Below are 14,353 nucleotides of genomic sequence, written 5' to 3' on the forward strand. Positions count from 1 at the left end.
CGAAAAGCTTCCGGGCCGATGAGGAGACCATGTCCGCATTGATTGCCGCTCTCGCCAGTCGTCACGGCTTGCCGACCATCGACACCGATACGCTCGACGCCTTCCTGGCATCGGCTGCCGATGAACCGGAACATGTGCTATTGTTCTTCACAGGCGATCCCGACCAGCGCAGCGACAGCGGCGACGTCGCCGTGGTGCTGCCGGAGCTCTTGTCCGCCTTCCCCGGTCGTTTCCGCGCCGGTGTGATCGCCCGTTCGGCGGAGGTGGCGCTGAAGGCGCGCTGCAAGGTTGAGGTCTTTCCGTCCCTAGTGGTGTTGCGTGGGCAAACTGTGCTGGACGTGTTGCCCCGCGTTCGCGACTGGGGCGAGTATCTCAACCGACTTGAGGCGGCGCTCAGGCAGGATGCCCCGGCATTTTGCTCCCCGAGCCGTATCGAGATCACTGCAAATGCCCGGAGGGATGAGGCATGACGACGGATCTTCCGACGACTGGCCGGACCACGGGCACCGGCACGCTCGCCTTCCTGGCGACGTCCGACGCCGAGGCCCTGATTGCCCGCTGTCCCGGCGTCGCACGCCTTATTCCGGAGATGGCGGCCGCGCTCGAACGCCAGACGGCAACGGCTCCCGGCCTGCTGTTCGACCTCGCTCCTCTCAGCGACGACGAGCGATTGCTGCTCAACGAAATCCTCGGCGAGGGCGAGGTGGGCGCCACGGTGGCGTTGCCGGACGGCGTGGTGGCCGAGATCGCCGAGAGCGTCTTTGCCGGTCTTTGGCGCGTCCGCTTCCTGGGGCCCAACAACGCGATTATTGCCGACTACGCCGAGGTGTCGGCCGTGCCGCAAGCGGTGCGCCGTGCCGCGGCGATGACCCTGCCCCGCCTCGACCTTGGCGACTTGCCAGCTGGCGTGATGAACGCGCCGGCCGTGTTGGTGGAAATCGCCGACCGTGCCGAACGCTACCGGCCAGGCGAGCCGAACCACATCATATCCCTGACGCTGATGCCGATGCTGGCCGAGGATATCGAACTCCTCGTCGATCGGCTCGGAACCGGGCCGGTAAAAATCGTCTCGCGCGGCTATGGCAGTTGCCGTGTCCAGGCGGCGGCCGTTCACAATGTGTGGTCGGTGCAGTTCTTCAACGCCATGGATGCCATCCTGCTCGACACCATCGAGGTGGGTGACGTCCCTGCGGCCGCCCAGGCGGCCGTCGAGGATTTTCACGACTCCGCCATTCGACTTCGAGAGATCGGCGAGGCCTACTTCCAATGATTTCTCATTCCGAGGATCGGTGGGAATGCGGGGTCTGCTGGGCGGTCTATGACCCGACCGAAGGCGACGACGTGGCGCAGGTGGCTCCCGGTACGGCTTTCGAAGCCCTGCGGGACGATTGGCGCTGCCCCAACTGCGACGGGTCCAAGCTCAAGTTCATGAGGATCGACGATGAACGCTGACGCGCCCCTGTCAGACCTCAACGACGAAAAACTTGTCGGCCGTCTCGAAGGCTTCTGGCGAGCAGCCGATGGTCGCATGTCCGGCCTTCCGGTTCACAATCCGGCCCTTGCCGTCATGGTGACGCCGGTCCGGCGCTTCGGTCGTTTCCGCTTCGCGGCGGTGGTCACGCCCTGGTGCATGAATGTGGTGGCGATCCCCGATCCCGGCATCAAGCTGCCACCTGACGGCGTTACCTTGCGGCTTGAGTTGCCGGCCGGCGACGTCGACTTCGTGGTGGCTTCGATGGACGACGGCGATCGTTACGGAACAGCCTCGCTGTTCTCGCCGATGGACGAATTCGACGATCAGATGACAGCCGAAGAGGTCGCCTTGGCGGCGCTCGACGAACTGCTGCGCGAAGCCGACCCGTCGGAGGTCGAGTCCCTTGCCGTCAGCCTGGACCGCCGGCGTCTGTTGGGGTTGGGGCGCAGCCCCTCGGAGGCCGACAGATGAGCGGCTTTGATCCAGGCAGAGTGACCGTCCGCTTTTCTCTCGACAATGGCGTGGTCACCGCGGCATCGGTCCGTTCGGCGCGCCCGCTGTCCCTGGTCTCAAGTTTTGCTGGCCGGCCGGTCGAGCAGGCAGTTGAGGCGGTTGGCCTAGTCAACGCCGTCTGCGGCGTCTCCCACGCCGCCGCGCTGACCTTCGCAGCGGCCGCCGCCGGTCATCGCCTCATCACCGGCGAAGAGGCGGCGCGTTGGCGCGTGCGCCTCGCGGCGGAGCGGGTCGCCGAGCATTTGCGCGAACTGGTTCGTCTCGCGCCGGTTGCCGCCTTTCCCATCGTGCGCGATGCCCTCGAAGCCGCGCGCAAGGCGGCCAGAACCGGAATCGCCGGCGACGACGTCAGAACGATCGGTGCGGCCTTCGGTCTCGTTCCGGAGTGGTTGCCGGCGCTGCCGGAACACCCCTCCCAGCCCGATGCGCTGACCTCCGCCGACGATGATGCCATCGTGGCCGCGGTCGAGGCGGACGCCGAGTTCTCGGCCCGTCCCTCCCTTCCCGGCCGACAGCCGGAATCCGGGCCGGCAGCCCGCCTCGGCTGGTCTGCCTCGGTGCCCGGAGCCACCGACGCGGCCCGTCTTGTCGAAGCCGAGGAAGCCCTCGGCGTTCTTCTTGGGGGAGCCGGTAAGGAAGGGGATCTTGCCGGCTGGCTTACTGCAAGTCGGACGCAGAACCATACGGGATACGCCTCAGTGGAAAGTCCACGCGGCCGGTTATATTATTTTGCCGTGGTGCAAGGAGATGGACGGCTCCGAGACGCCCGCGTCGTGGCTCCCACGGAATGGAATTTCCATCCCGACGGACCGTTTGCGCGCGCCCTCGTGGGGTTCCGGCCGGACGGCGATGCCGTGGCGGCGATCGCCCGGCTGGCGGCGCAATTCTCTCCCTGTGTTGCGGTGGATGTTGTCCCGGAAGGGGCTACCGATGCATGAGATGTCGCTTTGCGAGGCGGTGGTGGAGATCGCCGTCGAGGAAGCGAAGAAGAACGGCGTGGCGCGGATCAAGGCGGTGGTCCTGGAGGTGGGCGTGCTCGGCCATGTCGACCCCGACGCGTTGGCTTTCTGCTTCTCGGCCGTCAGCCACGGGACCCTTGCAGAGAATGCAAGGCTGATCGTCGAGCGTATTCCCGGCAGTGGCTGGTGCCTCGATTGTGCTAAGCCGGTGCCGATGACCGAACGCTTCGGTGCCTGCCCGGAATGCGGGCGCCGGCACGTGCAGATGAGCCAAGGCGACGAGCTCAGGCTGCGCGAACTGGAGGTGGAGTGATGTGCAACGATTGCGGCTGCGGGTCGGGTGGAACCGGCTACAAGATCAACGGCAAGACGCCGGCCGAGCTGCATGGTCATGCCCACGATCACCCACATGACCACGACCATGGCCATGATCACGGTCATCACCACCATCACGACCATGATCATCCGCATGACCACGATCACTCTCACGATCATGGGCACCACCACGTGCATGCGGCACCGCTTGCCGCCGTCCATCAGCCCGGCATCGACAGCGAGCGGGTGATCCGCATCGAGCGCGATGTTCTCGCCAAGAACAACGATGCCGCGCGGCAGAACCGCGCCCGTCTCGCCGCCACCGGCACGCTGGCCCTCAACCTGATGTCGTCGCCCGGTTCAGGCAAGACGACGCTGCTGGTGCGCGCCATCGAGGACCTGAAAGCCAAGTTCCCGATCGCCGTCATCGAAGGTGATCAGCAGACCGACAACGACGCCGAGCGGATCCGGGCGACCGGAGTCCGCGCCATTCAGATCAACACCGGCAGGGGCTGTCACCTCGAAGCCGGCATGGTCGGCACCGCGCTCGACGACATCAAGGCCGAGCCGGGTGGCCTCCTGTTCATCGAGAACGTCGGCAATCTGGTCTGCCCGGCCGGCTTCGACCTCGGGGAAGCGCACAAGGTGGTCGTGCTGTCGGTCACCGAGGGCGAGGACAAGCCGCTGAAATACCCCGACATGTTCGCCGTGGCCGACCTTTTGCTCCTTAACAAGGCCGACCTCTTGCCGCATCTGAAGTTCGATGTGGGCAGGTGCCTCGCCGCGGCGCTCACCGTCAATCCGCATCTCCAGACGCTGGTGGTCTCGGCCGAAACCGGTGAGGGCATGGCCGCCTTTTATGCCTGGATCGAGGCGCGCGCCGCCCTTTCCCGTGCCGCCGCCGTCGTTCGGGCCTGACGAGACGATGACCGCCGCGCCCGCCCCCGATGCCTTCGCCGCCGTGGCGCGCCTTTTCCTCAAGGTGAACGGTGCGGTGCAGGGCGTGGGTATGCGTCCCTTCGTCCATCGGCTTGCTACCGAATGCGGTCTCGCCGGCTATGTCCGAAACGGCGCCGATGGCGTGACCATCGAGGTGGAGGGCGCGCGCGTCGAGGAGTTCGTCCGCCGTCTTGAAACCGAGATACCGCCACTCGCCCGCATCGACACGCTTCTTCGTAAGGACATGCCGACCGCCGGTGACGCCGAGTTCGTCATCCGGGAGAGCCTCGACGGCGAGACGATGACGCGCATCGTCGCCGATGCCGCCACCTGCGATGCCTGCCTCGGCGAGCTGTTCGACCCGGCCAGTCGCTACTTCGCCTATCCCTTCGTCAACTGCACCCATTGCGGACCGCGTTACACCATCACTCGGCGCCTGCCCTATGATCGGCGGCAAACGTCGATGGCCTCCTTCCCGATGTGCCCGGATTGCGGGGCGGCCTACACCGATGTGCGCGACCGGCGCTTCCATGCCGAGCCGGTTGCTTGTCCGACCTGTGGGCCGAAGCTCAGCCATCCCGTTTCAGAGATTGTCGACGCGATCCGGGCCGGCCGCATCGTGGCGCTGAAGGGCATCGGCGGCTTCCATCTCGTATGTGATGCCCGCAACGCCGAGGCCGTTTCGGCGCTTCGGGCCAGGAAGGCGCGCGAGTTCAAGCCCTTTGCTCTGATGGTGGCGAATGCCGCGTCCATCTCTGCGATCGCCGAAGCATCGCCTGAAGAGAAGAAGCTCTGTTCGTCGACCGCCCGGCCGATCGTGCTGATGCGGGCAAAACCCGGCGTAATGGCGCCTGCCGTCTCGCCCGGCCTCTCCCGCGTCGGTGTCATGCTGGCTTACGCGCCGGTGCATCACCTGCTGTTCGCCGCGCTGGCCGGTCACGACTTCGCCGGCCACGATCCGCACGCCGCCAACGACTTCGTACTGGTCGCCACATCGGCCAATCCGGGCGGCGAACCGCTGGTGGTGGACGACGAGGATGCGACACGCCGCCTAGTCGGCATTGCCGATCTGATCGTCACCCATGACCGCGCCATCGTGGTGCGCGCCGACGACAGCGTGGCGCAGGTGATCGCCGGCGCGCCGAGCTTCCTTCGCCGGGCGCGCGGCTACGTGCCCGAACCGATCGCTCTCTCCGAAGATGGCCCAGCAACCCTTGCCCTCGGGGCGCACCTCAAATCGACGGTGACACTGACGCGCGGTCGCGAGGCCTTCGTCTCCCAGCACGTCGGCGATCTCGACACCGCCGAGACGCTGAAGTTCTATCGCGAGACGATCGCCCATCTTATCGACATTGTCGGTGTCAAACCGGAGTTGGTCGCCTCGGACCTCCATCCCGACTATCGTTCCAGCCAGATGGCTGAAGAGTTCGGTCCGCCGGTCGTTCGGGTACAGCACCACGCGGCGCATGTCGCGGCTGTCGCGGCGGAAGCCGGACTTGATGGACCAGCGCTCGGCCTCGCGCTCGACGGCCATGGCCTCGGCGACGACGGCGGTGCCTGGGGTGGCGAACTGTTGCTGGTCGACGGCGCAAACCATCGTCGCCTTGGTCATCTCGCCTCCCTGCCGCTGCCCGGCGGTGACCGCGCCGCCCGAGAACCGTGGCGGATGGGGGCCGGTGCGCTGGCCGCGCTCGGTCGGTCCTATCTGGCCGCCACCTTCTTTCCCGATCGGCCGCTGGCCGGACCGATCGCCGACCGCGTCGCCACCGGTGCCGACCGGCTTGCCACCACCTCGCTTGGCCGACTGTTCGACGCGGCGGCGGCGCTTCTCGGTGTGCGTGCCGTGCAGGACTATGAAGGACAGGCAGCGATGGAGCTGGAGGCGCTGGTCGACAAGCCGATCGCCTTCCCCGGCGGGTTCGCGCTCGAAAACCGCGTCCTGTCCTTTGCGCCGCTTCTTGCCCATTTCGCTCTCGCCCGTCCTGATGCCCGCACCGGCGCGGCGCTGTTCCATGGCACGCTGATCGAAGGCTTCGCCGCCCTCGCCTGCCATGGCGCGACCGCAACCGGCCTCACGTCGGTCGCGCTCGGCGGCGGCTGCCTGATGAACCGCGTACTGGCCGAAGGCCTCTCAGCCGCGCTTGCCCAATCCAACCTCACTCCCCTCCTCGCCCGGCGCCTGCCGGCCAACGATGGCGGCCTTTCCTTCGGGCAGGCGGTCCTCGCCCGCCGAGCCTTCTCGGAGATCTGACCCATGTGCCTCGCCGTTCCCGCCCTCGTCAAAGAGATCCTGCCCGACAACATGGCCAAGATCAGTCTCGACGGCGTATCGATGACCATTTCCACCGCGTTGGTGAAGAACGTCGGTGTCGGCGACTACGTCATCGTTCACGTCGGCTACGCGCTGGCCAAGGTCGACCCCGACGAGGCGCGACGGACGCTCGATCTGCTCGATGAAGCGCGCGGTGTGGCGCTCGCCGCCGGAGGTGCCCGATGAAGTATGTCGACGAATATCGCGACGGCGACAAGGCACGCGACATTGCGGCCGCCATCGCCGCCGAAGTGCAGCCCGACCGCTCCTATGCCTTCATGGAGTTCTGCGGCGGGCACACCCACGCGATCTCGCGCTACGGCATTGAGGATCTGCTGCCCAAGAACGTGCGGATGATCCACGGCCCGGGCTGCCCGGTGTGCGTGCTGCCGATCGGCCGCATCGATGATGCCATTCGTCTGGCAAAGCGGCCGGAGGTGACGCTCTGCACCTACGCCGACCTGATGCGCGTGCCAGCATCTGGCGGCCTCAGCCTGATGAAGGCCAAGGCGGCCGGCGCCGACATCCGCATGGTCTATTCCTCGCTCGACGCCATCCGCATCGCCGAGGCCAATCCCGAGCGGCAGGTGGTGTTCTTTGCCATCGGCTTCGAGACGACCACGCCGCCCACCGCCGTCGCCCTGAAGACGGCCGAGGCCAAGGGGCTCAAGAACTTCTCGATCTACTGCAATCACGTGCTGACGCCGGTCGCCATGCGGGCCATCCTCGAGATGCCGCCGACGCCCGACGAGCCGCCGATCGCCATCGAGGGCTTCGTCGGCCCGTCGCATGTCTCGGCCATCATCGGCATGGAGCCCTATCGGGTGTTCGCCCGCGACTATCACAAGCCGGTGGTGATCTCCGGCTTCGAGCCGCTCGACGTGATGTACTCGATCCTGATGCTGGTGCGGCAGGTCAACGAGCAGCGGTCGGAGGTGGAGAACCAGTATATCCGTGCCGTCAAGACGGAGGGCAATCGCGTCGCGATCGACCTCTGCGACGAGGTCTTCGAGCTGCGGGAGAGTTTCGAGTGGCGCGGCCTCGGCGCAGTGCCGAAGAGCGCGCTGAAGCTGCGCGACGCCTATGCCTTCTACGACGCCGAAAAGCGCTTCACTGTGGAGACGCAGCCGGCCGAGGACAACCCGGCCTGCGAGTGTGGCGCCATCCTGCGTGGCCAGAAGAAGCCGGCCGACTGCCGCCTGTTCGGCACGGTCTGCACCCCGGAGACGCCGACCGGCGCCTGCATGGTGTCGTCGGAAGGCGCCTGCGCCGCCCACTGGACCTATGGCCGCTTCCGCCATCGCGAGACCAATTCCGCCCTCAGGAAAAGCGCATGACCAAGACGTTCCGCCGCAAGCTCGATTTCAAGGCCGGTCGGGTCGACATGAGCCACGGCGCTGGCGGTCGCGCCATGGCCGAGCTGATCTCGTCAATCTTCAAGGATGCCTTCGGCAACGAACTGCTCGAACAGGGCAACGATCAGGCGAGTTTTCCGACGCCCTCAGGTGGCCGCATGGTGATGACCACCGACGGTTACGTTGTGTCGCCGATCTTTTTCCCAGGCGGCGACATCGGTTCGCTCGCCGTGCATGGCACCGTCAACGACCTCGCCATGGCCGGAGCGAAACCGCTTTACCTTTCGGCGAGCTACATCATCGAGGAAGGCTTCCCGCTCGGCGACCTCAAGCGCATCGCCGACTCCATGGGCGCGGCGGCCAAGGCTGCGGGGGTGATGATCGTCACCGGCGACACCAAGGTGGTGGAGCGCGGCAAGGCTGACGGCGTCTTCATCTCCACGGCCGGCGTCGGCGTGGTGCCGGATGGCATCAACCTGTCCGGCGACCGGGCGCGGCCGGGCGACAAGGTGATCGTCTCGGGCTCGATGGGCGACCATGGCGTCGCCATCATGTCGAGCCGCGAAAACCTTACCTTCGAGACGGAAATCCTGTCCGATAGCGCGGCGCTCAATGGGCTGGTCGATGCGATGGTGGCGGCCGCCGGTCCGCATCTGCGTCTGATGCGCGACCCGACCCGCGGCGGTCTCGCGGCAACGCTCAACGAGCTCGCGCATCAGTCGGGCGTCGGCTTCCGGATCGTCGAGGATCACATCCCGATCAAACGGCAAGTCGCTGCGGCCTGCGAGCTCCTGGGGCTCGATCCGCTCAACGTCGCCAACGAGGGCAAGCTTGTCGCCGTCGTCGCGGCGGAGGCGGCGGAAGGGCTGTTGGCGGCCATGCGCTCTCACCCGCTCGGGGCAGAAGCGGCGATCATCGGCGAGGCGGTCGAGGACGATCAGCGCTTCGTGCAGATGACCACCGGCTTCGGCGGCGGCCGCATCGTCGACTGGCTGGCCGGCGAGCAACTGCCCCGCATCTGCTGAAGGCCTAGAGCCTTCGCCGACCAAGCCCGGATGAACAACCTTCATGGCTTCGACATCTGGGTGCCAAGGGACGACGCCGCGACATCCGTGCAACAGCGGCGCGGCGTCGACCGACCTGAATTGATTGAATACCAACAAACAATTTCGGCGATGCCGGGGACCCGGTATGCTTCGCTCAATCCTTTGAGTCTTCGATGACAGCCGCCTCGTCCGTCGCCGACATCGGTCGCGCCGGAAATGCGGGTCCCGCACCGCCCGGAGCGGGTTCTCCGGCGTCGACCGACGCCCCAACGCGCGAGTCTCGTCGCACGTTGACACTCCCGGAACCGCCTGAAGCGGTCCGAAACCCGTTCGGGGAATGAAAGTGACAATGCCGATCGCAGCGGCCCTTCTGAGTGTCGCCGGCCTTGCCGGCGTCGCCGTGGTGGCGCCGATCCTCACCGCCCGACGCCTGACCTCGGCGACACCTGTCGTCTATGGAGCAAGCCTCGTCTTCACGTCCGTGCTGCTTGTCAGTGGCCTCCTCGGCCTTCTGGGCGGCAGCGCGTTTCAAGGCGTCCTCCACCTGCCGGTGGGGCTTCCCTGGACGGGCGCACATTTCGCCCTCGATCCGCTCAGCGCGGCTTTCCTCGTCATTGTCAACTTCGGTGCCGTGGTCGCTTCGATCTACGCCATCGGCTATGGCGCCCACGAGGAGGAACCCGGCCGCGTGCTGCCCTTCTATCCGGCGTTTCTCGCCGGCATGAACCTCGTGGTGCTCTCGGCCGACGCCTTTGGTTTCCTGGTGGCCTGGGAGTTCATGTCGCTCAGTTCCTGGGCGCTGGTCATGGCGCATCACCACGAGGCAGAGAACCGCCGGGCCGGCTTTGTCTACCTCCTGATGGCTTCCTTCGGCACGCTGATGCTGCTGCTGGCCTTCGGTCTGCTGGCCGGTCCTGACGGCGACTATGCCTTCTCGGCCATCCGCACCGCCGAACACGTGCCCTGGATCGCCGGCCTCGTGCTGGTGCTGATGCTGCTCGGTGCGGGCTCAAAGGCCGGCCTGGTGCCCTTGCATGTCTGGCTGCCGCTCGCCCATCCGGCCGCGCCGAGCCATGTGTCGGCCCTGATGTCGGGCGTGATGACCAAGGTGGCGATCTACGGCTTCATCCGCGTCGTGTTCGATCTCGTCAGCGAGCCGGCGTGGTGGTGGGCAGTCATCGTGCTGATCCTCGGGGCTGGATCGGCGGTGCTCGGCGTGCTCCACGCCGTCTTGCAGCGCGATCTCAAGCGGCTCCTCGCCTATTCGACGGTCGAGAATGTCGGCATCGTGTTCATCGGCCTCGGGCTTGGTCTCGCCTTCAAGACCAACGACATGGCCGGCGCGGCGGCTCTCGCCGTCACCGCGTCGATCTTCCACGCCTTCAACCATTCGCTGTTCAAGAGCCTTTTGTTCTTCGGCGCCGGCAACGTGCTGACCGGGGCCGGCGAACGCGACATCGAGAAGCTGGGCGGCCTTGTTCATCGCATGCCGGAGACGGCTTATCTGTTCCTCGGCGGGTGCCTCGCCATCTCCGCGTTGCCGCCGCTCAACGGCTTCGTCTCGGAATGGCTGATCTTGCAGGCGATCCTCCTCAGCCCCGACCTGCCGCAATGGGCGCTGCGTTTCCTGGTGCCGGCGTCCGGCGCCATGCTGGCGCTCGCTGCGGCGCTTGCCGCCGCTTGCTTCGTGAGGGCCTTCGGCATCACCTTCCTGAGCCGGCCACGCTCGCCCACCGCCGAGACGGCGCAGGAGGTGGGCCGCTGGCAAATCCGGGCGATGTACGTCCTTTTCGGCGTCTGTCTCGTCGCCGGCATTTTTCCCGGTCCGTTTCTTGACGCCCTGTCGCCGGTGTCGCAGCTCCTGGTGGGCGGCGCCATGCCCAAGCAGCCGATCGTGCCGCATTTCTCCATCATTCCGATTTCGGAAAGCCGCAGCTCCTATTCGGGCTTCCTGGTGTTCTTCTTCATCCTGATGGCAAGCTGGGCGGCGATCCGCGTCATTCACAACTTCGCCTCGCGGGCCGTGCGCCGAGCGCCGCCGTGGGACTGCGGATTTCCGGATGCCTCGCCGGCTACGCAATACACGGCAGACAGCTTCGCCCAGCCGATCCGCCGTGTGTTCGGCCCCCTCGCCTTCCGGGCCAAGATCAGCCAGACCCTGCCGCCACCCGGTGACATGGCGCCGGCGCGCCTGAACCTCACGCTTCGCGATCTCGTCTGGGAGTTTGTCTACGCGCCGATTGAAGGCGCCGTGCTCTACGCCGCCGAACGGCTCAACATCCTGCAGTTCCTGACCATACGCAGCTATCTCAGCCTCGTCTTCGCAGCGCTGGTCCTCCTTCTCGTGCTGGTGGCAACATGGGCCTGATCCTCGACATTCTCGTTCAGGGCGTCCAGATGGTGCTGGTGCTGGCGCTGGCGCCGGGGCTCGTCGGCTTCACGCGCAAGGTAAAGGCGCGTCTCCTCCGCCGGCAGGGACCGCCGGTCCTGCAGCCCTATCGCGACCTCCTGCGCCTCGTTCGCAAGGAGGCGGTACTGGCCGACAACGCCTCCTGGCTGTTCCGCAATGCGCCCTACCTGATCTTCGCAACCACCTGGGTGGCGGCGGCGCTGGTGCCGACATTCGCCGCCGGCCTGCACTTCTCCTGGGCGGCCGATCTCATCGCCATCACTGCGCTACTCGGCTCGGCGCGCTTCTTCCTGGCGCTCGCCGGCATGGACATCGGCACGGCGTTCGGCGGCATCGGATCGAGCCGCGAGATGCTGTTCGCGACGCTGGCCGAGCCGGCGATGATCATGATCGTCTTCACCGTGGCGCTGGTCGCCGGCTCGACCCAGCTCTCGACGGTGGCGGCCTTCATGGTCGACCACAGCACGCTACGCGTTTCGCTCGGTCTCGCGCTGATCGGCCTGATCATCGTGGCGCTGACGGAGAATGCGCGCGTGCCTGTCGACAACCCGGCAACGCACCTGGAGCTCACCATGGTGCATGAGGCCATGGTGCTGGAATATTCCGGCCGCCACCTTGCGGTAATCGAACTCGCGGCGGCGCTGAAGCTCCTGCTCTACATCTCGCTGATCGCCTGCATTTTCGCGCCCTGGGGCATGGCACGCCCAGACGATGGCGTTGCTGGCATGGCGATCGGCGTGGTCACCTGGGTGGGAAAGCTCGCCATTGGCGGCTTCCTGATGGTCGTGTTCGAGACGGCGATCGCCAAGATGCGGGTGTTCCGCGTGCCAGAATTCGTTGGCGGCGCGTTGATGCTCGGCCTCCTCGGCACGCTGTTGCTGTTCGTTTCGCGGAGCTTCTGATGGAACGCTTTTCCCTCGACGCTGCGCATCTTCTGGCCGGCGGAATGGTGCTGGTGAGCTTCATGATGCTCTACCAGAACCGCATCCTCGGCTTGCTCAACGTGTTTGCCGCCCATGCGGTGGTGCTGGCGCTGTCGGTCGCCTGGCAGGCCTATGTTCAGTCGGCGCCGCATCTCTTCGTCACCGCAGCCATTGCGTTGATCCTCAAGGCGATCATCATCCCCGTGGCACTGCACCACATGGTTCTGCGGCTTGGGGTCCACCGCGACATCGAGACGGTGGGCGGCATCGGTCCGACCATGCTGATGGGAATCGGCCTCGTTGCCCTCTCCATGGTCGTCATGCTGCCCGCGGCGGCCGAAGCCGACCCGATCGCCCGCGAGGATCTGGCGCTCGCCCTCTCGGTCATTCTGCTGGGCCTCCTGATGATGGTGACGCGCCAGAACGCGATCAGTCAGATCGTCGGCTTCATGAGCCTTGAGAATGGGCTCGTGCTGGCCGCGACGGGCGCTCGCGGCATGCCGCTGGTGGTGGAGATTTCCGTCGCCTTTTCGGTGCTGGTCGCCTTCATCGTCATCGGCGTGTTCCTGTTCCGCATCCGCGAACGCTTCGACACCATCGACACCCAGGCCCTCGACGACTTCCGGGAGGGCCGGGAATGACCGCCTTTCTGCATCAGCTTCCTTTCGCTCCCATCGACGCCGTGCTGGTGGTGCCCGGCCTCGCCGCGCTGCTGCTGGCGCTGATCCCGCAGTACAGGCTCGGCGCCCGCCTCAACATGCTGGCGTCCGGCCTCACCTTCCTGTTTGCGCTGACGCTGCTCCTCGAGCGCCCCGATCCGGCGGTGAGCTTCCTGTTCGTCGACGACCTCAACGTGGTCTTCGTCGTGCTCGGCACCTTCGTCGGCTTCACCACGTCGATCTTTTCGGCGAGCTATATCGGCCACGAGATCGAGATCGGCCGGCTGAAGCCCGGCTATATCCGTTTCTATCACGGCATGTATCAGGCGCTCAGCTTCTCGATGAACCTCGGGCTGACCGCCAACAACGTCGGCCTGATGTGGGTGGCGGTCGAGCTTGCCACGCTGACAACCGTCTTGATGGTCGGCCTCTACCGCACGCAGGCGGCGCTGGAAGCGGCCTGGAAATACTTCATCCTGGGGTCGGTGGGCATCGCGCTGGCGCTGTTCGGCACCATCCTGATCTACATGGCGGCACGACCGGTGATCGGCGAGGGTCACGACGCCATGGTCTGGACGACGCTGATCGCCAACGCCAACGCCTTCAGCCCCGAGCTGCTCAACGTCGCCTTCGTATTCCTGATGCTCGGCTACGGCACCAAGGTCGGTCTCGCGCCGCTGCACGCCTGGCTGCCGGATGCGCATGCCGAGGGGCCGACGCCGATTTCGGCGGTGCTTTCCGGCCTGCTGCTCAACGTGGCGCTCTACGCCCTTCTGCGCTTCAAGATGCTGCTCGCCGCCAATCCCCTGGCGGTGGCGCCGGGACCGCTGCTGGTGACGCTCGGCCTGGTGTCTCTGATCTTTGCGGCCTTCATGCTCTACCTCCGGCGCGACATAAAGCGGCTGTTCGCCTACTCGTCGATCGAACACATGGGGCTGATCGCCTTCGCCTTCGGCATGGGCGGACCGCTCGCCAACTTCGCCGGCCTCCTGCACATGACCATGCACTCGCTGACCAAGTCGGCGATCTTCTTCGCTGTCGGCCAGGTGGCGCAGGTCAAGGGCACGCAGAAGCTCGCCGACATCCGCGGCCTCACCGAAAGCCATCCGACGCTGGGCTGGAGCCTCGTTGTCGGTGTCGCCGCCATCGCCGGCCTGCCGCCCATGGGCATCTTCACCAGCGAGTTCCTGCTGGTCAGCTCGACATTCGCGCGGGAGCCACTGCTGGCCATACCGCTGGTCGCCGGTTTGCTGCTCGCCTTCGGCGCGCTCGTCTGGCGCCTGACCGGCATCGCCTTCGGCCCGCCGTCGCCCAGCGTGGTCGACGCCGGCCGGCGACCGTCGATGCTGCCGCTCATCATCCATCTCGTTCTGGTGCTGATCGCCGGTCTCTACCTGCCGGGTCCGCTGGTCGCCTGGTTCCAGAACGTCGCGCGCATGCTGGGATGAG

General features: G+C 66.3%; 15 protein-coding genes. All 15 read left to right on the forward strand.

Annotation, left to right across the window (positions count from 1 at the left end; all coding sequences use genetic code 11):
• Positions 1-29 precede the first annotated feature (29 nt).
• The 15 genes from CXZ10_RS05595 (at position 30) to CXZ10_RS05665 (ending at position 14,352) form a co-directional block, all read left to right on the forward strand.
• Positions 30-470 (forward strand): thioredoxin domain-containing protein, encoded by a 441-nt coding sequence (locus tag CXZ10_RS05595; RefSeq protein ID WP_101288086.1) that lies wholly within the window; start codon positions 30-32, stop codon positions 468-470.
• On the forward strand, positions 467-1,270 hold the full coding sequence (locus CXZ10_RS05600; protein WP_101288087.1) for a hydrogenase expression/formation protein: 804 nt from the start codon (positions 467-469) through the stop codon (positions 1,268-1,270). Before CXZ10_RS05595 ends, CXZ10_RS05600 begins: the two co-directional genes overlap by 4 nt.
• Positions 1,267-1,452: a rubredoxin gene (locus CXZ10_RS05605; RefSeq protein WP_101288088.1), complete on the forward strand. Its 186-nt coding sequence runs from the start codon at positions 1,267-1,269 to the stop codon at positions 1,450-1,452. The genes CXZ10_RS05600 and CXZ10_RS05605 overlap by 4 nt, the downstream gene beginning before the upstream one ends.
• Positions 1,442-1,945, forward strand: coding sequence for a [NiFe]-hydrogenase assembly chaperone HybE (gene hybE, locus CXZ10_RS05610; RefSeq protein WP_101288089.1), 504 nt, complete (start codon positions 1,442-1,444; stop codon positions 1,943-1,945). Before CXZ10_RS05605 ends, hybE begins: the two co-directional genes overlap by 11 nt.
• Positions 1,942-2,925: a hypothetical protein gene (locus CXZ10_RS05615; protein ID WP_101288090.1), complete on the forward strand. Its 984-nt coding sequence runs from the start codon at positions 1,942-1,944 to the stop codon at positions 2,923-2,925. Before hybE ends, CXZ10_RS05615 begins: the two co-directional genes overlap by 4 nt.
• Entirely contained in the window at positions 2,918-3,259 is a 342-nt protein-coding gene (gene hypA, locus CXZ10_RS05620; protein ID WP_101288091.1) for a hydrogenase maturation nickel metallochaperone HypA, read from the forward strand. The genes CXZ10_RS05615 and hypA overlap by 8 nt, the downstream gene beginning before the upstream one ends.
• Positions 3,259-4,179, forward strand: coding sequence for a hydrogenase nickel incorporation protein HypB (hypB, locus tag CXZ10_RS05625; RefSeq protein WP_101288092.1), 921 nt, complete (start codon positions 3,259-3,261; stop codon positions 4,177-4,179). The genes hypA and hypB overlap by 1 nt, the downstream gene beginning before the upstream one ends.
• A gap of 7 nt (positions 4,180-4,186) precedes the next feature.
• Complete coding sequence (gene hypF, locus CXZ10_RS05630) at positions 4,187-6,451, forward strand: carbamoyltransferase HypF (protein WP_101288377.1); 2,265 nt, start codon at positions 4,187-4,189, stop codon at positions 6,449-6,451.
• Between the two features lie 3 nt (positions 6,452-6,454).
• Positions 6,455-6,697, forward strand: a complete 243-nt coding sequence (locus CXZ10_RS05635) for a HypC/HybG/HupF family hydrogenase formation chaperone (RefSeq protein ID WP_101288093.1) — start codon at positions 6,455-6,457, stop codon at positions 6,695-6,697.
• The gene (hypD, locus tag CXZ10_RS05640) at positions 6,694-7,848 is read left to right on the forward strand and encodes a hydrogenase formation protein HypD (protein WP_101288094.1); all 1,155 of its coding nucleotides are present in this window, start codon (positions 6,694-6,696) and stop codon (positions 7,846-7,848) included. Before CXZ10_RS05635 ends, hypD begins: the two co-directional genes overlap by 4 nt.
• Positions 7,845-8,891 carry a hydrogenase expression/formation protein HypE gene (hypE, locus tag CXZ10_RS05645; RefSeq protein WP_101288095.1) on the forward strand — a complete coding sequence of 349 codons (1,047 nt, stop codon included), beginning with the start codon at positions 7,845-7,847 and terminating at the stop codon, positions 8,889-8,891. Before hypD ends, hypE begins: the two co-directional genes overlap by 4 nt.
• A 370-nt stretch (positions 8,892-9,261) precedes the next feature.
• Positions 9,262-11,280 (forward strand): hydrogenase 4 subunit B, encoded by a 2,019-nt coding sequence (hyfB, locus tag CXZ10_RS05650; protein ID WP_101288096.1) that lies wholly within the window; start codon positions 9,262-9,264, stop codon positions 11,278-11,280.
• The gene (locus tag CXZ10_RS05655; RefSeq protein ID WP_101288097.1) at positions 11,271-12,224 is read left to right on the forward strand and encodes a respiratory chain complex I subunit 1 family protein; all 954 of its coding nucleotides are present in this window, start codon (positions 11,271-11,273) and stop codon (positions 12,222-12,224) included. The genes hyfB and CXZ10_RS05655 overlap by 10 nt, the downstream gene beginning before the upstream one ends.
• Complete coding sequence (locus CXZ10_RS05660) at positions 12,224-12,886, forward strand: hydrogenase-4 component E (RefSeq protein WP_101288098.1); 663 nt, start codon at positions 12,224-12,226, stop codon at positions 12,884-12,886. Before CXZ10_RS05655 ends, CXZ10_RS05660 begins: the two co-directional genes overlap by 1 nt.
• Positions 12,883-14,352, forward strand: a complete 1,470-nt coding sequence (locus CXZ10_RS05665; protein WP_101288099.1) for a hydrogenase 4 subunit F — start codon at positions 12,883-12,885, stop codon at positions 14,350-14,352. Before CXZ10_RS05660 ends, CXZ10_RS05665 begins: the two co-directional genes overlap by 4 nt.
• The last annotated feature ends 1 nt before the right edge of the window (position 14,353 follow it).

It is taken from the genome of Pleomorphomonas diazotrophica (genome assembly GCF_002844595.1).
Taxonomy (GTDB): Bacteria; Pseudomonadota; Alphaproteobacteria; order Rhizobiales; family Pleomorphomonadaceae; genus Pleomorphomonas; species Pleomorphomonas diazotrophica.